Origin of the sequence: Streptomyces sp. AK02-01A, assembly GCF_033795305.1 — a bacterium.
GTDB lineage: Bacteria > Actinomycetota > Actinomycetes > Streptomycetales > Streptomycetaceae > Streptomyces.
On the sequence record NZ_JARBAE010000068.1, the window covers coordinates 1 to 22,240 of the forward strand.

The following is a 22,240-nucleotide window of genomic DNA, read 5'->3' on the forward strand; positions in this document are numbered from 1 at the left end:
ACGTCGCAGGCCCCGCCCTCCGGGCGGACGGCGCTATGTGTCAGACACGACCTAGACCCTGTCTGACACATCCCGCCTGGCCCGCGACGCCCGGCACGCCCGCTCGGGGCGTTGTCGGAGTCAGCCACGTACGTCCCGTACGAGCCTGCTCCTCCGCCTTGCGATCGCACGCACCGGACCCCGCGGGCCCCGCCCCGCGGGCGGACGGCGGGATGTGCCAGACAGGGCCCAGACCCTGTCCGGCGCCGTACGGGCCGCCGCCTCGTGAGAGGCGGCGGCTTTTCGCTGTGTTCCGGCGTCCCACCTGCCAGGTCACCGGCGGAATGTCAACCTGACGGACTATCAACAGACGACAATTGATGAATCAATTGAAGTCCGCGCGCGCCGGAACTCGTTCAACTTATTGACGCGTCGGCAACAACGCCGTAATCATCACCTCACCCAGAGAGCGCTCTCTCGGGATTGGCGACCATGAGGAGACGCCATGACAGGCAGTGCCACCCTCTCCGTATTACGTCACAGACATGCCCTCGTTATCTCCCTTGTCACCGCTGTCATCGCGAGTCTGGCGCTTGCCTTCACCGGCACGCCGGCCAAGGCCGCGGACACCCTGCTCTCGCAGGGCAGGACGGCGACGGCGTCCTCCACGGAGAACGCCGGCACCCCCGCCTCCGCCGCGGTCGACGGCAGCGCGGGCACCCGCTGGTCCAGCGCCGCCGCCGATCCGCAGTGGCTCCAGATCGACCTCGGCGCGACCTCGTCCATCACGCGCGTCACCCTCGACTGGGAAGCCGCGTACGCCAAGGCCTTCCAGATCCAGACGTCGACGGACGGCACCGACTGGACGAGCGTCTACTCCACCACCACCGCCACCGGCGGCGACCAGACGCTCGATGTCACCGGCTCCGGCCGTTATGTGCGCGTGTACGGCACCCAGCGCGCGACGCCGTACGGCTACTCGCTCTGGGAATTCCAGGTGTACGGCAGCACCGGGTCCTCCGGCGTGGGCTGCAGCCAGACCAACGCGGCGCTCAACCAGCCGGCCACCGCGTCCTCGACGGAGAACGCGGCCAACCCGGCCTCGGCCGCGGTCGACGGCAACGCCGGGACGCGCTGGTCCAGCGCGGTCGGTGACCCGCAGTGGCTCCGCGTCGACCTCGGCTCCGTACAGTCCATCTGCGGAGTGCAGTTGAGCTGGGAGGCGGCATACGCCAAGGCGTACCAGATCCAGACGTCGACGGACGGCACCAACTGGACGACCGTCCACTCCACCACCACCGGCCCCGGCGCCACCGAGGTGATCACACTCACCGGATCCGGCCGCTATGTGCGGGTGTACGGCACCCAGCGGGCCACTCAGTACGGCTACTCGCTCTGGGAGTTCCAGATCTTCACCAGCGGTGGCGGCACCACGCCGCCGCCCACCGGCGGCTCGACCCTGCTCTCGTACAACAAGCCGGCGACGGCCTCCACCTATCAGGACAGCCCCAACTGCTCGGGCTGCACTCCGGCCAAGGCGCTGGACCACGACCCGGCCACCCGCTGGGCGACCAGTGACACCAATGGCTGGGTCGACCCGGGCTGGATCCGGGTGGACCTCGGCGCGACCGCCCAGATCGACAAGGTCGTCCTCCAGTGGGACCCGGCGTACGCGACCTCGTACCAGATCCAGACGTCGCCCGACGGCACCAACTGGACAAGCATCTACTCGACCACCACCGGCAAGGGCTTCAAGGAGACCCTGAACGTCACCGGCACCGGCCGCTACGTCCGGATGTACGGCACGGCGCGCGTCGGCGCGTACGGCTACTCGCTGTGGGACTTCGACGTGTACGGCACCGGCGGCAGCCCGACCGCTCCGCCGCCGCAGCCGCCGGACCCGGCCAACCCGCCACGCCTGGTGTGGAGCGACGAGTTCAACGGCCCTGCGGGCAGCACGCCCGACCCGGCCAAGTGGACGGCCGAGACCGGCCCCGGTGTCAACAACGAGCTGGAGTACTACACCAACAACCGGAACGCCACGATGGACGGCAACGGCAACCTCGGCATCGAGGTCCGCAAGGAGGTCACTCCCGGTTCCGCCTGCCCGCGCGACCCGCTGAGCGGCAGCACCACCTGCCAGTACACCTCGGGCCGGCTCAACACCGCGGACCACTTCAACTTCACCTACGGACATGTCGAGGCACGCATCAAGGTGTCCGGCACCAAGGGTCTGTGGCCGGCGTTCTGGCTGCTCGGATCGAACTTCAAGACCGGCACACCGTGGCCCAACAGTGGTGAGATCGACATCATGGAGCATGTCGGCAAGACGGCGGACACCGTCTACTCGACCCTCCACGCGCCGGCCTACAACGGCGGCGGTGGCTATGGCGCTCCGTACACCGTCCCGGGCTCGGATTTCGCCTCCGCCTTCCACACCTACGCCGTGGACTGGAACTCCAGCCGGATGACCTTCACGGTCGACGGCAACGCCTTCTTCACCGTGGAGCGTTCCACGCTGGAGCAGACGAGGGGGCCCTGGGTGTACGACCACCCGTTCTTCATCATCCTCAACAACGCGATCGGTGGTGACTTCCCGGGGCCTCCGGACGCCTCGACCACTCTCCCGCAGAAGATGCTGATCGACTACGTGCGGGTTTCGCAGTAGCCGGGTGCCGGTGTCGTCAAGAAGTGAACGCGACCGCACTGCCAAAGGGCATGTGACCTCGCGATCGACCGGCGGCGCCGCACCCGGTTCCTGTTCGCTGGGCCCTGTCTGACACATGGCGCCGTTCGCCCGCAGGGCGGGGCCCGCGGGGTCCGGTGCGTGCGATCGCAAGGCGGAGGAGCAGGCTCGTACGGGACGTACGTGGCTGACTCCGACAACGCCGCGAGCGGGCGTGCCGGGCGTCGTGGGCCAGGCGGGATGTGTCAGACAGGGCCAAGGACGAATGCTTGCCGCCGCCCATGACTGTTGCCATGGGCGGCGGCAGGGCCGTGAGACCACGCTGCAGAGCGTCCGGGAACGATGCGGCGCGGCGCACAACCATTCAGGCGCTCGGGGCCGGTGTGCGCGGCCGGGTGTTCCTTGCGTGCGGCGGCGCGGCATCGGAGGGAGACTCGGAGGCAGAGCGACGGGATCCCATGAAGGAGCGCGCCATGCTCATCACCCCGTTTGTCACCGGCTCTCCGGACTGGGCCGACCTCGGCACTCCCGACATCGACGGAGCGACCGTCTTTTACCACGGTCTCTTCGGCTGGGACTACCGCTCGGCGGGACCCGAGGCGGGCGGCTACGGCATGTTTCAGCAGAACCCGGGGAGCAGGACCGCCGCCGGCGTCATGATTGTCCCGCCGGACCAGGGCCCGCCGTCCTGGTCGCTGTACTTCCGGACACCCGACGCCGAGGCCACGGCCAAGGCCGTCGAGCAGAGTGGCGGCTCTGTCGTCTTCAAGCCGATGGACATCATGGGGCTCGGCACGATGGCGGTCTTCACCGACGAGGCCGGCGCCGCCTTCTCGGTCTGGCAGCCGGCCCGGAACAAGGGCCTGGGCGTGGTCAACGAGCCGGGCAGCCTCTGCTGGTGCGAGCTGTACACGCCGGACGAGGACGGCGCGTTCGCCTTCTACAACTCGGTCTTCGGCTGGGAGGTCGTCAGTATGCCGATGCCGGGCGGCACCGGCACCTACCGGATGATCAATCCGGCCGGCCAGGGCTCGGACTCCGTCTTCGGCGGGTTCGTGCCTCTCGGCTCCGATCCGGTCGAGGCCGACGGCGGGCCGCACTGGCTGCTGTACTTCGCGGTCACGGAGTGCGACGCTACGGTGGCCGTCGCGCGAGCACTGGGCGGTACGGTCCTGATGGCGCCCGTTGAGCTGGAGGGCGTGGGCCGTTTCGCCAAGCTCGCCGATCCCTACGGCGCGCGGTTCGCCGTCCTGCAGGCGGCGCCGGTCGCCTGACGGCCGTGGCCGGGCCGCGGAGCCGCCGCGATCCGGTCGGCGATGATCGTTCGTCAAGCGGATGTTTATCGCGGCGGGGCAGCCTGTCAGGCATGCCGATCAACATCACCACCAGTTCCACCACCAGCACTGGCGCCAGGAGCGACCGTACGAAGCACGAACTCTCCTGGCAGGAGAGCGCGTTGTGCGCTCAGACCGGAGCGGACTTCTTCTTTCCCGCTCCCGGCTCCTCCACCCGCGAGGCCAAACAGGTCTGCGGCGCCTGCGAGGGCCGAGTGGCCTGTCTTCAGTACGCACTCACTCACGACGAGCGATTCGGAGTGTGGGGCGGGCTCTCCGAGAAGGAGCGGCAGCGGCTCCGGCGCAACGGCGGCTGAGGCGGTTTCGTCGCGCGCGGAGTGAGCGGTCCCGCGTCGGCACCGGCGCGCGCGGGCCTCAGCGCCCGTCGATCCGGAATGTCTCTCCGTACATCTGCCAGGTCAGCGGCGGATCCAGATTCATGTTGCCGTCCCGCAGAAACACCCGCTGGGCGGTGTCGATCCGCGACGAGTCGCGCTGTGTCGTGATGAGCTTCGCCTTCATCACGGACCGGCTCTGGTCCAGGAAGGCGTTGAGATAGGTCTTCTCGTCGCCGCCCTCGGCCGTCGGCTTCGCCTTCTTCATCGCCGCCTGGCGGATTCCGTAGAAGCCCTCCGCGTCGAGCCCGGGGCCGTGCAGCACCATCGCGTCGTAGTAGACGAACTGCCCGAGTGTCCCGAGGCCGTCCATCTTGGCGAGCCGTACGGCGGGATCGAAGTAGATCCGGTCGCGAGTCCGGTCCTGTGCCTCGCGGAAGTCGGGCGACTCGGCGGCCTCCGCCCAGGCGTCCCGGAAGCCGGGATCCAGGCCCTCGTGCGAGTCGGTGCCGTCCACCTCGCGCAGCGCCGGGAGATAGGAGGCCAGCGGATTGTCGGGATGGCTCTTCGTATACGACTCGACCAGTTGCAGCATGTCGTTCGTACCGGAGCAGAATCCGATGACGCCGGCCGTGTAGCCGTTGCCGTCGCCGATGTCCTCGATGGCGCCGTACTGGCCGCGCCAGTCGAGCGTGGAGTTCTCCGCGCTGGCCACGAGCCTGGCGGCGATCTCCTTCTTCGCGGGAGCGGCGAGGCCGGGCGGCATCTTGTCGATCCGCTTCTCCAGGGCCGCCTGGTCGTCCGGCTCTCCGGACGCCAGCGGATTGGGAGCGCCGCTCTGACCGGGATAGGCCGGCGGATGGTCGGCGAGCACACCCGAGTCGTCGCCGCCGCCGAAGATGACGGCGACGGCGACGACTATGGGAGCGCCTATGAGGAAGAGGCGCGTGACAGGCTTCATCCGGCACAGCGTACGACGCGCCCGCGCACGGCCCGGTACGGCCTCCCCGTCGGACGGCCGCCGGCCTTCGCCGGTCCTCGCGCGAACGCCCTTCCGGGGCCGGTCGGCTGACGGTCGGTCAGCCGGCGGCGCGCGCCGCCATCCGTGCCTTGCGCGCGGCGAGCTTCTCGTCGAACTTGCTCGCCTCGCTGTCCAGGCCGTTCATGTACAAGCCCAGTTCCTCCTGCGCCTTGAGTCCCTCGGGACCCAGTCCGTCGATGTCGAGGACCTTGAGATAGCGCAGGACCGGCTGGAGCACGTCGTCGTGGTGGATCCGCATGTTGTAGATCTCGCCGATGGCCATCTGGGCGGCGGCGCGCTCGAAGCCGGGCATGCCGTGTCCGGGCATCCGGAAGTGCACGACCACATCGCGTACGGCCCGCATCGTCAGATCGGGTGCGATCTCGAAGGCCGCGCCCAGCAGATTCCGGTAGAAGACCATGTGCAGGTTCTCGTCGGTGGCGATCCGCGCCAGCATCCGGTCGCAGACCGGATCGCCGGACTGATGCCCGGTGTTGCGGTGCGAGACCCGGGTGGCCAGCTCCTGGAAGGCGACGTACGCGACCGAGTGCAGCATCGAGTGGCGGTTGTCGGACTCGAAGCCCTCCGACATGTGCGCCATCCGGAACTGCTCCAGCTTGTCCGGGTCGACGGCGCGCGAGGTGAGCAGATAGTCACGCATCACGATGCCGTGCCGGCCCTCCTCCGCGGTCCAGCGGTGCACCCAGGTGCCCCAGGCGCCGTCGCGGCCGAAGAGGCTGGCGATCTCGTGGTGATAGCTGGGCAGATTGTCCTCGGTCAGCAGATTGACCACGAGCGCGATCTTGCCGATGTCGGTGACCTTGGACTGTTCGGGGTCCCAGGCCTCGCCGTCTTCGAATATCCCGGGGAAGTTCCGGCCGTCGGACCACGGGACGTACTCGTGCGGCATCCAGTCCTTGGCGACCTTGAGATGGCGGTTGAGCTCCTTCTCCACCACCTCTTCCAGCGCGAACAGCAGTCGCGCGTCGGTCCACGCTTCCGAACTGCCGAGGTGGGGAGAGGTGATCGTCACGGGTGCTCCTGGGGACGGGAGGTGTACCTACGGGTTCGTAGGTTACGACACCGTAGGTTAAAGCCGCGGTAAGCCGAAGGCCAATCCTGGGACGTCGAAAACTTGTGACACCCGGAGAGACGTACAGGTCACGAAGGCGCGGAGGAGAACACTCCTGTCGCGCTTTCCCGCCGGGTCGGCTTCGGCGGGCATCGGCACCGGTCGGGCGCAGGCGCCGGATCCACTCGCGCGGTACGGATCAAGGCGGTCCGGCCGCTGCCGGAGGCGGTCGTGGCGGTCAGCTCGCGTCGCGCCGCAGCAGCTCGGTCAGATCGTGGTCCAGATCGAGATAGAGATGCTCGCGGCCGGCCGGCACGAGACCCTGGGAACGCTCCAGGAAGCGGCGCAGCTCGGAGGTGCGGAGATGCACCATCGCCGTTCCCTCGGGAGCGTGGAACTCCAGGACCGTACGGCCGTATCCGAAGGGCCGCACCCGTACGTCGCCGACACCGGCGGGCTCGGTCATTCCCTTGGCCAGCAGTTCGCGGGAGAACTCCCAGGTGACCTCGGTGCCCTCAAGTGTCGCCGGAGGCGGGAACGCCATGCACACGGCGAAGGGTTCTCCCCGGTCGTAGCGCAGCGTCGCGGGGACGGTCTCCGTCCGGGGGACGGCCGCTACCAGGCGGGCCTCTACGGCCTGTTCGATGACGGGTGGCATGGCCTGCTCCCCTTCGACGGACGGGAGATGGAGTCGGACGCGTTCTTCTCCTATGGAGGAAGACGGCTGAGCGTGCCGATCCGTGCTCAGGATGAGGAGTGACTTGCGTCACCGTGCGAGCGTGATCATGTCCGTGGAAGGTGGACCGAATGGCCCTGATATGAGGGATTTGCCGTCGCTCATATGGCGCGGGCCGCCGCCCGGGACTCGCCACGCGTCCCGGGCGGCTCCCTGATCGCGGGACTCAGTGCGGAAGAGGCTGGAGGTACGGCGCGAGCGCGGGCGCCGTCTTCGTCGCGGTGAACTCCGTGATCCGGTAGGCGCAGACCCCGCCCGTCACAAAGGGATCGGCCGCGGTGATGCGCTCGATCTCCGCGCGGTCGTCGCCGACCGCCAGAATCACGCCGCCGTCGCGCGGGTTCTTGCGGCCGGAGGCGATGAAGACACCGGACTCGTACTCCGTGTCCAGCCAGGCGATATGGGCATCGAGGAACTCGTCGACCTGCTCGACGGGCGCGGTATAGGTCAATTCAAGTACGAACATGATCGTCAGACTAGGACGTGTCCGGTCGGTCTCCGGACCCGCGGGGATCCTTACCGGGCGTACGGCCCGTAGGGTCGTGGTCACCATGACGACGATCCGGATGCCGGCGGACGAGGCCGAGGCGCGCGCCGTCCAGGACGAGCTGCGCCGCCGCGTCGTACTCGACGAACCCGGACCGCCGCCCGGCACCGGCCTGGTGACCGGAGTCGATGTGGCCTACGACGACGAGCGTGATGTTGTCGCAGCCGCGGCCGTCGTGCTGGACGCCGCCACTCTCGCCGTGGTCGACGAGGCCACCGCCGTCGGCCGGGTCGCGTTCCCGTACGTGCCGGGCCTGCTGGCCTTCCGGGAGATCCCGACCGTCCTGGCAGCGCTGGAATCGCTGACGTCGGACCCCGGACTCGTCGTCTGCGACGGCTACGGCCTGGCACATCCGCGCCGCTTCGGGCTCGCGGCCCATCTCGGTGTTCTCACCGGGCTCCCGGTCATGGGCGTGGCGAAGAATCCGTTCACCTTCTCCTATGAGCGGCCGGGCACCCGGCGTGGCGACTCCTCGCCACTGGTGGCCGACGACGGCGAGGAGGTGGGCCGGGCGCTGCGCACTCAGGACAACGTCAAGCCGGTGTTTGTCTCGGTCGGACACCGTGTCGGCCTCGCGAACGCCTGCGCCCACACACTGCGGCTGGCCCGCGACTACCGCCTTCCCGAGTCCACGCGGCGCGCGGACGCGCTCTGCCGCCGGGCGCTGCGCGAGGCGACCGGAAGGCGGTAGCCGGAGGGCCGGCCGGTCCGCGACCACATCGACGGGCCCGGCGGCACTCGTCCGGAGCAGCGCGGCGAGACGCTCCGCGATGAGCGGACCGGCGACGCCCGTCGGCCCACGGAGCGCGCCACCGGGCGGCCGGCGAGCCCCGTGCCGCGCGGCCGGAAGCCCGCTCCGCCGACCGCCCGGCGCCGTCGCCGGTGGCCGCGGCCCGTGGCAGGAGGAAGTCTGGAGAGCGAGCCCGGCACGATCCGCCGGCTCCGCACCGGGCGCTTGCGCCGCGTGAGGCGCGTTCCTGGCATCATTGCTGTTACATCAGTTGTGTCACAGTGCTGGGGGCCAGATGGCAGCGACAGGAAACGGTCCGCTGACCGGTGTACGCGTGGTCGAGCTGGCCGGCATCGGGCCAGGCCCGTTCGCCGCCATGACCCTCGCCGACCTCGGCGCCGATGTCGTACGGGTCGACCGTCCGGGCGGTGCCGGGCTCGGCATCGATCCGGCGCACGATCTCACCAACCGCAACAAGCGTTCCGTGCTGATCGACCTCAAGACCGAGGACGGCGCGGCCCGCGTCCTCGATCTGGTCGAGCGCGCCGATGTGCTCATCGAGGGATACCGGCCGGGCGTCGCCGAACGTCTCGGCCTCGGCCCGGAGGAGTGTCTCGGCCGCAACCCGCGCCTGGTGTACGGACGGATGACCGGCTGGGGCCAGGAGGGCCCGCTCGCCGAGCGCGCCGGACACGACATCGGCTATGTCGCGGTGACCGGCGCCCTCTCCATGATCGGCAAGGCCGACGAGCCGCCCGCGCTGCCGGCGAACCTGCTCGGTGACTACGCGGGAGGCTCGCTCTATCTCGTCATCGGCGTGCTCGCGGCGCTCCAGCACACCCGGGCGCCCGGCGGCACCGGCCAGGTCGTCGACGCGGCCATCGTCGACGGCACCGCCCATCTCACCACCATGATCCACGCGATGATGGCCGCGGGCGGCTGGCAGGACAGACGTGGCGCCAACCTGCTGGACGGCGGCGCTCCCTTCTACGGTTCGTACGAGACCTCCGACGGCCAGTACATGGCGGTCGGCGCGCTGGAGCGGCGGTTCTACGACGAGTTCATCGAGCTGCTCGGCATCGCGGACGAGGTCCCGTCCCGTAAGGACTTCGGACGCTGGGACGAACTGCGGGACGCCGTGGCCGAGCGGTTCAGGACGAAGACCCGCCAGGAGTGGACGGCGATCTTCGAAGGGTCCGACGCCTGCGTCGCGCCGGTCCTCTCACTGCGCGAGGCACCCGCTCATCCGCATCTCGCGGCCCGTGGCACCTTCACCTCGCATGCCGGCGTCACCCAGCCCGCGCCCGCGCCCCGGTTCTCCGCCACTCCCGGCTCCGTGCGGCGCCCGCCCGCGCGGCCGGGGGCCGACACCGCCGAGGTGACCCGCGACTGGGAGCTGTCGGGACCACACTGGGATCCGCGCGCGCCGGACCCGGATCCGCTCGCCGCCGACAAGGAGGGCTGAGCCGAAGCGCCACCGCCCCGCCGTCCGGACCGTCCACTCGACCCGTTCCGTACCGCTCTTCCGAAAGGCAGCCGTCGTGAGTACCGAAGCGTTCGTCTACGACGCGATCCGCACCCCGCGCGGTCGTGGCAAGGCCAATGGCGCCCTGCACGGCACCAAGCCCATCGATCTCGTCGTCGGCCTGATCCATGAACTGCGCCGCCGCTTCCCGGCACTGGACCCGGCTGCGATCGACGACATCGTGCTCGGAGTGGTGAGCCCGCTCGGTGACCAGGGCTCGGACATCGCCCGTATCGCGGCCGTCGCGGCGGGTCTGCCCGACACCGTCGCGGGCGTACAGGAGAACCGCTTCTGCGCCTCCGGTCTGGAGGCCGTCAATCTGGCCGCCGCGAAGGTCCGCTCCGGCTGGGAGGACCTGATCCTCGCGGGCGGCGTCGAGTCGATGTCACGCGTGCCGATGGGCTCCGACGGCGGTGCCTGGGCGATGGACCCGATGACCAGCTTCGCGACCGGTTTCGCTCCGCAGGGCATTGGCGCGGACCTGATCGCCACCCTCGGCGGCTTCAGCCGCCGCGATGTGGACGAGTTCGCGGCGCTGTCCCAGGAGCGGGCCGCCGCGGCCTGGAAGGACGGCCGTTTCGACCGCTCCGTCGTGCCGGTCCTGGACCGCAACGGACTCACCGTCCTCGACCACGACGAGCACCTGCGCCCGGGCACCACCGCGGACTCGCTGGCTTCGCTGAAGCCGTCGTTCGCCGGGATCGGCGACCTGGGCGGCTTCGACGCCGTCGCTCTGCAGAAGTACCACTGGGTCGAGAAGATCCACCACGTCCACCACGCCGGCAACTCCTCCGGCATCGTGGACGGCGCGGCCCTCGTCGCCGTCGGCTCCGCGGAGATCGGCGAGCGCTACGGGCTCAGGCCCCGCGCCCGCGTCGTCTCCGCCGCCGTCACCGGGTCCGACCCGACCATCATGCTGACCGGACCGGCGCCCGCCACCCGCAAGGCCCTCGCCAAGGCGGGACTCGCCATCGACGACATCGATCTGGTCGAGATCAACGAAGCCTTCGCGGCGGTCGTCCTGCGCTTCGTCGAGGACATGGGTCTCTCTCTGGACAAGGTCAACGTCAATGGCGGCGCCATCGCGCTCGGCCATCCGCTCGGGGCCACCGGAGCGATGATCCTCGGCACCCTCATCGACGAACTGGAGCGCCAGGACAAGCGGTACGGCCTCGCCACGCTCTGCGTCGGCGGCGGCATGGGTGTCGCCACCGTCGTCGAGCGTCTCTGACCGGCCCGTCCCCACCTCATACGGAGCAGCAGCATGAGTGAGTCCACCACCATTCGCTGGGAGCAGGACGGGACGGGCGTCGTCACCCTCGTCCTCGACGACCCGGACCAGTCCGCCAACACCATGAACCAGGCGTTCAGGCGGTCCGTCGTGGCGGTCGCCGAACGCGCGGAGGCGGAGCGGGACAGCATCCGCGGCATCATCGTCACCTCCGCCAAGAAGACCTTCTTCGCCGGCGGTGACCTCAAGGACATGATCAAGGCCGGGCCGGCGGACGCCCAGCGGATCTTCGACGGCGGCATGGCCGTCAAGCGCGCTCTGCGCCGAATCGAAACCCTCGGCAAGCCCGTGGTCGCGGCCATCAACGGCGCGGCCCTGGGCGGCGGTTACGAGATCGCTCTGGCCTGCCACCACCGCGTCGCCCTCGACGCGCCCGGATCCAGGATCGGTCTGCCGGAGGTCACGCTGGGACTGCTGCCCGGAGGCGGCGGAGTCACCCGTACCGTACGGCTGATGGGCATCACCGACGCGCTGCTCAAGGTGCTGCTCCAGGGGACGCGGTACTCGCCGGAACGCGCGCTGGACAACGGACTGATCCACGAAGTCGCCGCCACCACCGAGGAGATGCTCGACCGCGCCCGCGCCTTCATCGACGCCCATCCCGAGTCGTGGCAGCCGTGGGACGTCAAGGGCTACCGGATCCCGGGCGGCACGCCGTCCAGTCCGCGCTTCGCCGCCGAACTGCCCGCCTTCCCGGCCAATCTCAAGAAGCGGCTCGCGGGCGCTCCCTATCCGGCGCCGCGCGCCATCCTCGCGGCCGCGGTCGAGGGCTCTCAGGTCGACTTCGAGACCGCGCAGACCATCGAGGCCCGCTACTTCACCGAGCTGGTCACCGGTCAGACCGCCAAGAACATGATCCAGGCGTTCTTCTTCGACCTCCAGGCCGTCAACTCCGGTGCGAGCCGTCCCGGGAGCGTCGCACCGCGCGAGGTCCGCAGGGTGGCCGTCCTCGGCGCGGGGATGATGGGCGCGGGTATCGCGTACTCCTGCGCCCGCGCCGGACTCGACGTCGTCCTCAAGGATGTGACCCAGGACGCCGCGGAGAAAGGCAAGGCGCACTCCGCGAAGCTGCTCGCCAAGGAGCTCTCCCGGGGCCGTACGACCGAGGCCGAGCGGGACGCGGTGCTCGCGCGTATCACTCCGGTCACCGACCCCGCCGCTCTCGCCGGCTGCGACGTGGTGATCGAGGCGGTCTTCGAGGACACGGCACTCAAACACAAGGTGTTCCAGGAGATCCAGGACATCGTCGAGCCCGACGCGCTGCTCTGCTCCAACACCTCCACACTGCCCATCACGGTGCTGGCGGAAGGTGTGTCCCGGCCCGCGGACTTCATCGGTCTGCACTTCTTCTCACCCGTCGACAAGATGCCGCTCGTCGAGATCATCAAGGGCGAGCGGACCGGTGACGAGGCCCTGGCCCGCGCCTTCGACCTGGTGCGCGGGATCAAGAAGACGCCGATCGTCGTCAATGACGCGCGCGGCTTCTTCACCTCGCGCGTCATCGGACAGTTCCTCAACGAAGGCGTCGCGATGGTCGGCGAGGGTGTCGAGCCGGCGTCGGTCGAACAGGCCGCCGCTCAGGCCGGTTACCCGGCCAAGGTGCTCGCGCTGATGGACGAGCTGACACTCACTCTGCCGCGGAAGATCCGTGAGGAGACGAGGCGCGCGGTCGAGGAGACCGGCGGCACCTGGACCGGACACCCGGCGGACCTGGTCGTCGACCGGATGGTCGACGAGTTCGGCCGCCCGGGACGCGGCGGCGGCGCGGGTTTCTACGAGTACGACGAGGACGGCACGCGCACACGCCTGTGGCCGGAGCTGCGCCGGCACTTCGGCACACCGGACGCCGAGGCTCCCGTCCCGTTCCACGACATGAAGGAGCGGATGCTCTTCTCGGAGGCGCTGGACTCCGTCCGCTGCCTGGAGGAGAACGTCCTGACCTCGGTCGCCGACGCCAATATCGGTTCGGTCATGGGCATCGGCTTCCCGCCCTGGACGGGCGGTGTGCTCCAGTACATCAACGGCTACGAGGGCGGCCTGCCCGGCTTCGTAGCCCGCGCCCGCGAACTGGCGGAGCGGTACGGAGAGCGGTTCGAGCCGCCGGCGCTGCTGGTCGGCAAGGCGGCGAACGGTGAGACATTCAGCGACGCCTGACGGGAGGCGGTGCGGGCCGCCGCGTCCTCACTCCGCCTGGAAGGCGGCCCGCAGCTCCTCCTTCAGCGACCGCTGGAACGCCGTCACCAGTGCCTGCACCACCAGCGGCTGGAGATGGGCCGACAGCGACCTCATCGCCGCCACCTGTCCCGGGTCGGACTCGCGCTCCCGGTACGGCGTCCACACCTCGTCCCGGAACAGCCGCGTCAGCTCGTGCGCGGCTTCGCGGGTGTGCTCCAGCAGGACCGTCCGGGCCGCGAGGATCGTCTCGTGCGCGATCGGCACCTCCAGCAGCTCGACACCCAGGCGCAGCAGCCCGGGATCCAGCCGATAGGTGTCCGGAGCGTCGGCACGGACAAGAACTCCCATGGCGGCGAGCCGGTCGATGTCCTCCTCGGCCAGGGCCCGCCCGGCGCGCCGCTCCAGCTCCGCACGCGTCGCGTCCTCCGCGGAGTCCGGCGCCCAGGAGGCCACCAGCGCCCGGTGGATCGCCAGATCGTGCGCGCTCAGTCCTGCCGGAAGCTGCTCCAGATAACGCTCGACGGCCGCGAGCGTCATGCCCTGGTGCTGGAGCTCCTCGATGAGCGCCAGCCGGGAGAGATGGTCACGGCCGTAGTGGCCGACCCGGCGTGGTCCGATCACCGGCGGCGGCAGCAGCCCGCGCGTGCTGTAGAAACGGATGGTCCGCACGGTGACCCCGGCCCGCGCGGCCAGCTCGTCGACGGTGAGTGTCGGCTCCTCGGTCTCGGCGGCCATGCCCGTACCTCGCTTCTGGGACTCGGTGCAACAGTACTGCTGTGCCACCGCCGTGGTGAAAGTGCGGACGGCGCTGTCGGCACCGTCGGGCCGGCCGTCCGGCCGGTTCAGGCCGAGGCGCGCCGCACCAGCACCGTCGGAGTGATCACCGAGGCCGGCGGCGGCGCTCCCTCCCGCTCCCGGTCGAGGCCGCGCAGCAGCAGCCGCGCCATCAGCCGGCCCTGGCCCTCGATGTCCTGCTGGACGGTCGTCAGCGGCGGGTCGGTGGCCTCGGCGACCGGATCCATGTCGTCGAAGCCGACCAGCGCCACATCGCCGGGCACCGAGCGGCCGCGCTCCTTCAGCACCCGCAGGGCGCCCGAGGCCATCAGATCGTTGGCGGCGAACACCGCGTCCAGATCCGGGCACCGCTCCAGCAGCTCCGCCATCGCCCGCGCGCCGCTCTCCTGCGTGAACGCACCCTCGGCGATCAGCGCCGGATCTCCGTCCAGCAGTACGTCCCGGTAGCCGTCGAGCCGGTCGGTGGCCGAGGTCTGGTCGCGCGGGCCCGCGATGTGCGCGATCCGCTGACGGCCGAGGTCGCGCAGATACCGCACGGCCGCGCGAGCGCCGCCGCGGTTGTCGGCGTCCACATACGGCACCGCGCGGTGCTCCGGCGCCGCCGTCCAGCTCGGCCGGCCTCCGTAGACCGTCGGCATCCCGGCTCGCCGGGTGATCGCCGGGATCGGGTCGTCGGTGTGCAGCGAGAACGCGAGCGCGCCGTCGACATGGCCGCCCGCCAGATAGCGCGCGACCCGGTCGTAATCACCCGGACCTTCGAGCAGCAGCAGTACCAACTGCGTGTCGTTCGCGGTCAGTTCCTTGCTGATGCCGCGGATCTGCTGGGAGAAGAACGGATCGGAGAAGATCCGGACCTCCGGCTCGGCGATGATCACGGCGACGGCACCGGTGCGCCGGGTGACCAGTGTGCGGGCCGCGTGGTTCGGCACGTATCCGAGCTCTTCGACGGCCTGCCGTACTCGCTCGGCCAGTTGCTCCCGCACACCCGCTCCGCCGTTGACGACCCGCGAGGCCGTGGCCCGGGAGACACCGGCGTGCGCCGCGACGGCTTCCAGCGTGGGGCGGGACCCAATGGACGGCTCGGGCAAGGTAGGTGCTCCTCGTCGGCGGACGGACGGCTCACAGCGTATCCGGCCACCGATCCGGTAGAGAGCGCTTCCACCGGGCCTCCGCCGGCCCTCCGTACCGTCCTCGCGAGCCCTCCGAGCAGCTTCCGATCACCACGACGATCAGCACGACGGAGACCACGACGATGACCACAACGGGCACAGTGGCCATGGCGTCACATGTCACACCATCGCCGTCCCGTCCGCCACCGCGACCTCTCGATCGCCCTCTTTCACACCGGAGTTGACCGGGGTACCTTCCGCCCCATGGAGATCCGTGCGCGGGGAACCCGCTGGTCAAGCAGATCGATTGTCGCGACGGCCGCCGCCGCGCTGCTCGGCGTGCTGCTCATCCCGACAGCGGCGCGGGGAGCACAGCCCGCGGCGGCCGGAGCGGCCGTCAAGGAGAGCCGGCCCGTCTACTCCTACGAGGGCGCCATCCGCGAATCCGTCTGGGTGGACACCGGACTCGACGGTGACGCGGACGGCAGGAGCGACCGGGTCGCCGTCGATGTCGTACGGCCCCGGGAGCCGGCCCAGCAGGGCCGGAAGATACCCGTGATCATGGACGCGAGTCCCTACTACTCCTGCTGCGGACGTGGCAACGAGAGTCAGAAGAAGACCTATGACGCGGCCGGCGATCCGGTCGGATTCCCGCTGCACTACGACAACTACTTCGTGCCGCGCGGTTACGCCTTCGTCGCCGTCGACCTGGCCGGCACCAACCGCTCCGACGGCTGCGTCGACGTCGGCGGCCGGTCCGACATCCAGTCCGCCAAGGCCGTCGTCGACTGGCTGAACGGCCGCGCCCGCGCGTACGGCAGCCGCACCGGCACCGACCGCGTACGGGCCGGCTGGACCACCGGCGCCACCGGCATGATCGGCAAGAGCTACGACGGCACCATCGCCAACGGCGTCGCCGCCACCGGTGTCGAAGGACTCAAGACCATCGTCCCGATCAGCGCGATCACCTCCTGGTACGACTACTACTTCCAGCAGGGCGCGCCGCTCTACGACTCGGGACCCGACTGGCTCGCCGGATATGTGGAGAGCCCCGAGGCCAGTGACCGCTGCCAGGCAGTCCGGCAGCGCCTGATCGACGAGGCTCCGCGTACCGGCGACCAGACCCGGCTGTGGACCGAACGCGACTATGTACGGGACGCGGACAAGGTCAGGGCCAGCGTCTTCGCCGTCCATGGCATGCAGGACCTCAATGTCCGCACCAAGCACCTCGGCCAGTGGTGGGACGCGCTCGCCGACGCGGGCGTGGAGCGCAAGATCTGGCTCGCCCAGACCGGCCACGTCGACCCGTTCGACTTCCGTCGTGCCGCCTGGGTCCCGACCCTGCACCGCTGGTTCGACCACTATCTGCTCGGCTACGACAACGGCATCGACCGCGAACCCATGGCCGACATCGAGCGCGCCCCGGACCAGTGGTCCACCGACCGTGTCTGGCCGCCGCGCGCCACCGAGACCACCACTCTGCGGCCCGCCACCGGCACGATTCCCGGCGTCGGCACACTCAGCCGTACACCGGCCAGGCCCGGCAGCACCGAGACCTTCACCGACAACCCACGCCTCGACGAGACGGACTGGGCCGCCGACATCGACCGGTCCACTCCCGCCAAGTCCGGCTTCATCACCAAGCCGCTCACGCGTGATCTGCGGCTGTCCGGCTCCGCCACGGTGACCGTCACCGCCACACCGTCCACCACGACCGCCCATCTCTCCGCCGTCCTCATCGACCTCGGCCCCGACACCATCCGCGACTACAGCGCGGCGGGCGAGGGCATCACGACCCTCACCGAACGAACCTGCTGGGGCCCGAGCACCACCGCGGACAGCTCCTGCTATCTGGAGACCGCGGCCCGCACGGCGCAGGTCGACCACACCGTGTTCAGCCGCGGCTGGGCCGACCTCGGCACCTACGCGTCGGCCGGCCACGGCCGTCCGCTCACGCCCGGCAAGCCGTACACCCTCACCGTCGATCTCGCCGCGACCGACCACGTCGTCCCGGCCGGCCACCGGCTCGCCCTGGTCATCGCCGGTACGGACCGAGGACTGATCGACCCTCCGTCGACCACACCCACGCTCACTCTCGATCTGGCCCGTACGGCGGCCAGGCTTCCGATCACCGGCGGCGCCGAGGCGTTCCACCGCGCCACGACCGGCACCGCCCCGCCGCACAGCGCACCCCGTGAGTCCCGTCCCAACGGCGTGGCCGAGCCGCGCCGGACACCTCCGATCCCGGGAGACCGCAGCCGATGACAGCTCGTCAGGAAACGCCCAGCCCGACGAAGTCCCGCCGAATATCACCCCGTGTCCGCACCGTCGTCCTGGCGGCGACCGCCGCGGCGCTCGTCATGCCGTTGGCCACCGTCCCCGCCCAGGCGGCCCACACTCCGCCGCGGACCGGATTCGAGGCCGGCAACGGCGCGGACTGGACCAGCCAGCCCCAGGAGCAGGAGTTCCTGTCCGCCGTCGACAGAGGAAGCGACCTCGCCTCCCTCACCACCATCGGCACCACCAAGCAGGGCCGCCCGCTCCAGCTCGTCGAGATCGGCGCCAGGCGCGCCGCCACCACCGTGCTGCTGGTGTGCAGCCAGCACGGCGACGAGCCCTCCGGACGCGAGGCGTGTCTCACCACCGTCCGCGATCTCGCCTACACCAAGGACCGCGAAACCAAGCGCTTCCTGGCCCGGACGAGCGTGCTCGTCGTCCCCACGGCCAACCCCGACGGCCGCGCCGCGGACACCCGGGGCAACTCCGACGGCATCGACATCAACCGCGACCACATCGCGCTCAAGACCGCCGAGGGCCGCGCCATGGCCGCACTCATCCGCGACCGGCGCCCCGACGTGATCTACGACCTGCACGAGTACGGCGCCACTCCGCCGTACTACGACAAGGACCTGTTCGACCTCTGGCCACGCAATCTCAACACCGACACACGGATCCACGACGAGTCGGAGACACTGTCCGAACAGTACGTACGGCCCGCCGCGCGCGCCGGCGGCAACTCCATCGGCACCTACGGCATCTGGACCGACCCGGTGACCGGCGATCCCATCCGGCAGACCGCCGGCGACGGCCAGGAGCGCATCCTGCGCAACGCCGCGGGCGTCAAACACTCGCTCGGCCTGCTCATCGAGAGCCGGGTCGACCCGATGACCGACGCAGAGAAGGCCGACGAGCCGCTGAACAACCGCCGCCGTGTGAAGAGCCAACTCGACTCACTGAAGGGCCTGTTCTCCTTCACCGATGAGCGCAGGGCCCGGATCGTGACCGCCACGGCCACCGCGCGGCTGGCCGGGCTGACGGACCGAGGACCGGTCTACCTCGGCGGCGCGGACAACGAGCCCGCGGCTCCCGAGGAGACCCTCCAGGACCCGCCGTGCGGCTACCGCCTCGACGCGGCCCAGTACGCGGACGTCAAGGACGAACTCGCGCTGCACGGCGTGCTGTCCGTGCCGCTCGGAAAGGGGGCCTTCGTGCCGCTCCGTCAGTCCCAGCGCAATCTCGTGCCGCTGCTCCTCGACGAGCGGGCCACCTACCACCTGACCGCCGGACAGCCCGAAGCCCGCTGCTGATCATGGAGGAGGCGCCCGGTCAGGCCGTCGCCAGCCGGGCGGCTTCCTCCGCGCAGCCCCAGGCCACGGTGACGCCCGCGCCGCCGTGACCGTAGTTGTGCACCAGCCGCCCGCCGCCCGGCAGTCGTACGGCCTCCAGCCGGACCCGGGGGCGGGCGGGCCGCAGCCCCACCCGGTGCTCCACCACCCGTGCCCCGGCGAGTGCGGGCCGGATCCGGGCGCAGCGCTCGACTATCGCCCTGGCCATGGCCGGGTCGGGACGCGGATCCCAGGAATGGTCGGCCGCCGTGCCGCCGAGCAGCACACCGTACGGCTGCGGCATCACATACGTGGTGTCCGTGGAGCCCGGAATCGCCGACACGAACCATTCGTCGATGCCCGGGTTCTCCACGATCACCACCTGGCCCCGCACCGGATACACCGAAGCGTCCGGCACCAGCTCCCGGGCTCCGAGACCGGTGCAGTCCACCACGACCGGCGCCTCGCGGGACGGCTCCTCGAAGCCGACGACGGTACGCCGCTCGACCGTGCCGCCGGCCGCGCGCAGGCGCTCCTCCAGATACCGCAGATGTACGGGCATGTCGACCAGCGGGACGGTGGCCCGCAGACCCTGGCCGAAGCCGTCGGGCAACTCGTCCGCACGGGCCTCGCGCAGCCCGCGGACCCGGGAGGCCCAGCTTCCCAGAGAGTCGAGCGGAGTGTCCGTCATCAGCCCCGCGACGCCGCGCACCCCGGTCTCGGCCGAGTTCAGCGCGAGCTGCTCGTATCTGCCCAGCGACCGCTCCAGCCAGCCGCCCACCCGCTCCGCCGGTTCGATGCGATAGGGCCAGACAAGCGCACCGGCCACCGCCGAGGTGGTACGCGTGACCGGATCACGGGTCCACAGCCCGACACGGTGGCCGCTCTCCGCGAGCGTCACCGCCGTCGTCAGCCCGATGACCCCGCCGCCGACCACGATCACATCGTTGTTCCCGCCGCTCATGCCCGGACCGTAGCGGAATCCCGGCGGCCGGACCCGGCGAATTCCGCTGGACGGGCAGACGGCCGGAAGGGATCCTTGCTCTTGGCCCGCGCCACCGCGGTGCACCGACCCCGACGACGGCCCGGGCGAGCCGCGAATCGCCGCACCCGTCATGCAGAGGAAGAACCCCGAGAACATGCCGACCGAGAACCGGAGGTCCGCCTCCTCGCCGCGATGAGCGGCCGAAGGAGCGGTCCCGCGATCCGCACCCGTACACCCGGTGAGCTGCGCCGCGACCGCCGCCCGCGCGCCCACTCCTGCTGGGACCATCTCTACGCGGCGCCGCTGTGGCCGCTGCACGGCGCCAATCTGGGCACGCTGGCCCGCACCTGTGACGCGGTCGGCGCCTGTCTGGCGCTGCCGCGCTTCTCCTGGGTGCCCGAGGCCCTGGCTCGCGGCAACACCCTGCGCAAGCCGCCCTGCGTGCACTGGACAGGTGATCCGCTCGGCTGGCTGGAGAGACAGCGGGAACGAGGGCTGCGGATCGTCGGCGTCGAACTCGCCGAAGAGGCGATACGGCTGGCCGACCTGCCGGCGGCCCGCCACCCCACGGTCATGGTCCTCGGGCACGAGCAGCACGGCATCCCGCCCGAGGCCCTGGACCTGCTCGACCAGTGTGTCGAGATTCCGATGATCGGCACCGGCGCCAGCCTGAATGTGGCGGTCGCCGGTTCCCTGGGCCTGTACAAACTGGCGGGCCTGCTCTGACAGACAGGGCCTAGGATCAAAGACCTGATGACTGCCACGCTCGTAGCCAAGGATCTCGCCGCAGGACACGGCGACCGCTCACTCTTCACCGGCCTGGACCTGGTGATCGCGCCCGGCGATGTGATCGGACTCGTGGGCGCCAACGGCGCCGGGAAGTCCACACTGCTCCGGCTGCTCGCCGGACTCGACACCCCGGAGGACGGGGTGCTCAGACTCTCCCCGCCCACCGCCGCCGTCGGTCACCTTCCCCAGGAGCCCGAGCGGCGCGCGGGCGAGACCGTACGGGCCTTCCTGGGCCGCCGTACCGGAGTCACCGCCGCGCAGACCGCGCTCGACGAAGCGACCCAGGCGCTCGTCGACGGCGCGCCTGGCGCCGACGACGCCTACGCCACCAGCCTGGAGCGCTGGCTGAGCCTCGGCGGCGCCGACCTCGACGAACGGGCCGAGGAGGTTGCCGCCTCACTCGGTCTGACCATCGGGCTCGACCAGCCGATGACCACTCTCTCCGGCGGCCAGGCCGCCCGCGCGAGCCTCGCCTCGCTCCTGCTCTCGCGGTACGACATCTTCCTGCTCGACGAACCGACCAACGACCTGGACCTCGACGGCCTTGAGCGCCTGGAGACCTTTGTGACCGGCCTGCGGGCCGGCACCGTCGTCGTCAGCCACGACCGCGAATTCCTGCTGCGCACCGTCACCAAGGTGCTCGAACTCGACCTGGCCCAGCAGAAGATCACGCTCTTCGGCGGCGGCTACGAGGGATATCTGGAGGAGCGCGAGACCGCGCGCCGCCACGCCCGCGAGGAGTACGAGGAGTACGCGGACAGGAAGTCGTCCCTGGAGACGCGCGGGCAGATGCAGCGCGCCTGGATGGAGAAGGGCGTCAAGAACGCGCGGCGCAAGGCGACCGACAACGACAAGATCGGCCGTAACCTCCGCACCGAGTCCACCGAGAAACAGGCGGCCAAGGCACGCCAGACCCAGCGCATGATCGAGCGCCTCGATGTCGTCGAAGAGCCCCGCAAAGAGTGGGAACTGCGGATGGAGATCGCCTCAGCGGATCGCTCCGGAGCCGTCGTGGCGACCCTGCGCGCCGCCGAAGCGACCCGCGGCGACTTCCACTTCGGGCCGGTCTCGCTCCAGATCGACCGGGCCGACCGGGTCGCCATCACCGGGGCCAACGGCTCGGGCAAGTCCACTCTGCTGGCCGCGCTGCTGGGCCGCCTCCCGCTGGAGGCCGGACACGCGACGCTCGGCTCGGGCGTGGTCGTCGGCGAGGTCGACCAGGCGCGCGCGCTCTTCCACGGCCCGGAGACGCTCCTGGACGCCTTCCGCGCGGCCGTACCCGACACCGAACCCGCCGAGATCCGTACGCTCCTCGCCAAGTTCGGCCTGAAGTCGCACCACCTGCTGCGGCCCGCGACGACCCTGTCGCCGGGCGAACGGACCCGCGCCGGACTCGCGCTCCTCCAGGGCCGAGGCGTCAATCTCCTGGTCCTGGACGAGCCGACCAACCACCTCGACCTGCCGGCCATCGAACAGCTTGAGTCGGCGCTGGACTCCTACGACGGCACGCTGCTGCTGGTCACGCA

18 protein-coding genes are annotated in these 22,240 nt (G+C 70.4%); 11 read left to right on the forward strand and 7 right to left on the reverse strand.

The features are described from left to right. Positions 1–484 precede the first annotated feature (484 nt). The 3 genes from PV679_RS33990 (at position 485) to PV679_RS34000 (ending at position 4,316) form a co-directional block, all read left to right on the forward strand. Complete coding sequence (locus PV679_RS33990; RefSeq protein WP_319684910.1) at positions 485–2,647, forward strand: discoidin domain-containing protein; 2,163 nt, start codon at positions 485–487, stop codon at positions 2,645–2,647. A gap of 491 nt (positions 2,648–3,138) precedes the next feature. After that, positions 3,139–3,939, forward strand: coding sequence for a VOC family protein (locus tag PV679_RS33995; protein ID WP_319684911.1), 801 nt, complete (start codon positions 3,139–3,141; stop codon positions 3,937–3,939). 92 nt (positions 3,940–4,031) lie between these two features. After that, a complete protein-coding gene (locus PV679_RS34000) occupies positions 4,032–4,316 on the forward strand; it encodes a WhiB family transcriptional regulator (protein ID WP_319684913.1) in 285 nt (94 codons plus the stop codon). A 58-nt stretch (positions 4,317–4,374) separates the two neighbouring features. Here the strand turns inward: PV679_RS34000 and PV679_RS34005 are convergent, their stop codons facing one another. The 4 genes from PV679_RS34005 to PV679_RS34020 form a co-directional block, all read right to left on the reverse strand. Beyond that, positions 4,375–5,295: a chitosanase gene (locus PV679_RS34005; RefSeq protein ID WP_319684914.1), complete on the reverse strand. Its 921-nt coding sequence runs from the start codon at positions 5,293–5,295 to the stop codon at positions 4,375–4,377. A 118-nt stretch (positions 5,296–5,413) separates the two neighbouring features. Further along, a complete protein-coding gene (locus PV679_RS34010) occupies positions 5,414–6,388 on the reverse strand; it encodes an acyl-ACP desaturase (RefSeq protein WP_319684916.1) in 975 nt (324 codons plus the stop codon). 277 nt (positions 6,389–6,665) lie between these two features. Further along, complete coding sequence (locus tag PV679_RS34015) at positions 6,666–7,085, reverse strand: SsgA family sporulation/cell division regulator (protein ID WP_319684917.1); 420 nt, start codon at positions 7,083–7,085, stop codon at positions 6,666–6,668. 244 nt (positions 7,086–7,329) lie between these two features. After that, a complete protein-coding gene (locus PV679_RS34020) occupies positions 7,330–7,629 on the reverse strand; it encodes a YciI family protein (protein WP_319684919.1) in 300 nt (99 codons plus the stop codon). Between the two features lie 85 nt (positions 7,630–7,714). On the opposite strand from PV679_RS34020, the gene PV679_RS34025 reads away from it, so the two are divergent. The 4 genes from PV679_RS34025 to PV679_RS34040 all read left to right on the forward strand — a co-directional run bounded on the left by PV679_RS34025 (position 7,715) and on the right by PV679_RS34040 (position 13,410). Then, complete coding sequence (locus tag PV679_RS34025) at positions 7,715–8,401, forward strand: endonuclease V (RefSeq protein ID WP_319684921.1); 687 nt, start codon at positions 7,715–7,717, stop codon at positions 8,399–8,401. Between the two features lie 334 nt (positions 8,402–8,735). After that, the gene (locus tag PV679_RS34030) at positions 8,736–9,905 is read left to right on the forward strand and encodes a CaiB/BaiF CoA-transferase family protein (protein WP_319684923.1); all 1,170 of its coding nucleotides are present in this window, start codon (positions 8,736–8,738) and stop codon (positions 9,903–9,905) included. A 76-nt stretch (positions 9,906–9,981) separates the two neighbouring features. After that, positions 9,982–11,196, forward strand: a complete 1,215-nt coding sequence (locus tag PV679_RS34035) for an acetyl-CoA C-acetyltransferase (protein ID WP_319684924.1) — start codon at positions 9,982–9,984, stop codon at positions 11,194–11,196. Positions 11,197–11,229: 33 nt separating this feature from the next. Next, entirely contained in the window at positions 11,230–13,410 is a 2,181-nt protein-coding gene (locus tag PV679_RS34040) for a 3-hydroxyacyl-CoA dehydrogenase NAD-binding domain-containing protein (RefSeq protein WP_319684926.1), read from the forward strand. A gap of 27 nt (positions 13,411–13,437) precedes the next feature. Here the strand turns inward: PV679_RS34040 and PV679_RS34045 are convergent, their stop codons facing one another. Together PV679_RS34045 and PV679_RS34050 are read right to left on the reverse strand one after the other, a co-directional pair. Beyond that, positions 13,438–14,166, reverse strand: a complete 729-nt coding sequence (locus tag PV679_RS34045) for a MerR family transcriptional regulator (protein WP_319684928.1) — start codon at positions 14,164–14,166, stop codon at positions 13,438–13,440. A gap of 107 nt (positions 14,167–14,273) precedes the next feature. Further along, a complete protein-coding gene (locus PV679_RS34050) occupies positions 14,274–15,314 on the reverse strand; it encodes a LacI family DNA-binding transcriptional regulator (RefSeq protein WP_319684930.1) in 1,041 nt (346 codons plus the stop codon). 285 nt (positions 15,315–15,599) lie between these two features. Here PV679_RS34050 and PV679_RS34055 point away from each other — a divergent pair, with 285 nt between their 5' ends. Both PV679_RS34055 and PV679_RS34060 read left to right on the forward strand, forming a co-directional pair. Beyond that, the gene (locus tag PV679_RS34055) at positions 15,600–17,600 is read left to right on the forward strand and encodes a Xaa-Pro dipeptidyl-peptidase (RefSeq protein WP_319684932.1); all 2,001 of its coding nucleotides are present in this window, start codon (positions 15,600–15,602) and stop codon (positions 17,598–17,600) included. Continuing rightward, entirely contained in the window at positions 17,597–18,922 is a 1,326-nt protein-coding gene (locus tag PV679_RS34060) for a M14 family metallocarboxypeptidase (protein ID WP_319684933.1), read from the forward strand. Before PV679_RS34055 ends, PV679_RS34060 begins: the two co-directional genes overlap by 4 nt. A gap of 19 nt (positions 18,923–18,941) precedes the next feature. Here the strand turns inward: PV679_RS34060 and PV679_RS34065 are convergent, their stop codons facing one another. Then, on the reverse strand, positions 18,942–19,904 hold the full coding sequence (locus PV679_RS34065; protein ID WP_319684935.1) for an FAD-dependent oxidoreductase: 963 nt from the start codon (positions 19,902–19,904) through the stop codon (positions 18,942–18,944). A 213-nt stretch (positions 19,905–20,117) separates the two neighbouring features. Here PV679_RS34065 and PV679_RS34070 point away from each other — a divergent pair, with 213 nt between their 5' ends. Both PV679_RS34070 and PV679_RS34075 read left to right on the forward strand, forming a co-directional pair. Next, complete coding sequence (locus PV679_RS34070) at positions 20,118–20,651, forward strand: TrmH family RNA methyltransferase (protein ID WP_319684937.1); 534 nt, start codon at positions 20,118–20,120, stop codon at positions 20,649–20,651. 27 nt (positions 20,652–20,678) lie between these two features. Continuing rightward, the coding region (locus PV679_RS34075; RefSeq protein ID WP_319684938.1) for an ABC-F family ATP-binding cassette domain-containing protein at positions 20,679–22,240 on the forward strand (1,562 nt) is incomplete at its 3' end.

What these genes read in the sequence shown, in the direction of transcription:
- PV679_RS33990 (WP_319684910.1), top strand. Translation starts at nt 485, where the DNA reads ATGACAGGCAGTGCCACCCTCTCCGTATTACGTCACAGACATGCCCTC.
- PV679_RS33995 (WP_319684911.1), top strand. Translation starts at nt 3,139, where the DNA reads ATGCTCATCACCCCGTTTGTCACCGGCTCTCCGGACTGGGCCGACCTC.
- PV679_RS34000 (WP_319684913.1), top strand. Translation starts at nt 4,032, where the DNA reads ATGCCGATCAACATCACCACCAGTTCCACCACCAGCACTGGCGCCAGG.
- PV679_RS34005 (WP_319684914.1), bottom strand. Translation starts at nt 5,295, where the DNA reads ATGAAGCCTGTCACGCGCCTCTTCCTCATAGGCGCTCCCATAGTCGTC.
- PV679_RS34015 (WP_319684917.1), bottom strand. Translation starts at nt 7,085, where the DNA reads ATGCCACCCGTCATCGAACAGGCCGTAGAGGCCCGCCTGGTAGCGGCC.
- PV679_RS34020 (WP_319684919.1), bottom strand. Translation starts at nt 7,629, where the DNA reads ATGTTCGTACTTGAATTGACCTATACCGCGCCCGTCGAGCAGGTCGAC.
- PV679_RS34025 (WP_319684921.1), top strand. Translation starts at nt 7,715, where the DNA reads ATGACGACGATCCGGATGCCGGCGGACGAGGCCGAGGCGCGCGCCGTC.
- PV679_RS34030 (WP_319684923.1), top strand. Translation starts at nt 8,736, where the DNA reads ATGGCAGCGACAGGAAACGGTCCGCTGACCGGTGTACGCGTGGTCGAG.
- PV679_RS34040 (WP_319684926.1), top strand. Translation starts at nt 11,230, where the DNA reads ATGAGTGAGTCCACCACCATTCGCTGGGAGCAGGACGGGACGGGCGTC.
- PV679_RS34045 (WP_319684928.1), bottom strand. Translation starts at nt 14,166, where the DNA reads ATGGCCGCCGAGACCGAGGAGCCGACACTCACCGTCGACGAGCTGGCC.
- PV679_RS34055 (WP_319684932.1), top strand. Translation starts at nt 15,600, where the DNA reads ATGGAGATCCGTGCGCGGGGAACCCGCTGGTCAAGCAGATCGATTGTC.
- PV679_RS34060 (WP_319684933.1), top strand. Translation starts at nt 17,597, where the DNA reads ATGACAGCTCGTCAGGAAACGCCCAGCCCGACGAAGTCCCGCCGAATA.
- PV679_RS34065 (WP_319684935.1), bottom strand. Translation starts at nt 19,904, where the DNA reads ATGAGCGGCGGGAACAACGATGTGATCGTGGTCGGCGGCGGGGTCATC.
- PV679_RS34070 (WP_319684937.1), top strand. Translation starts at nt 20,118, where the DNA reads ATGAGCGGCCGAAGGAGCGGTCCCGCGATCCGCACCCGTACACCCGGT.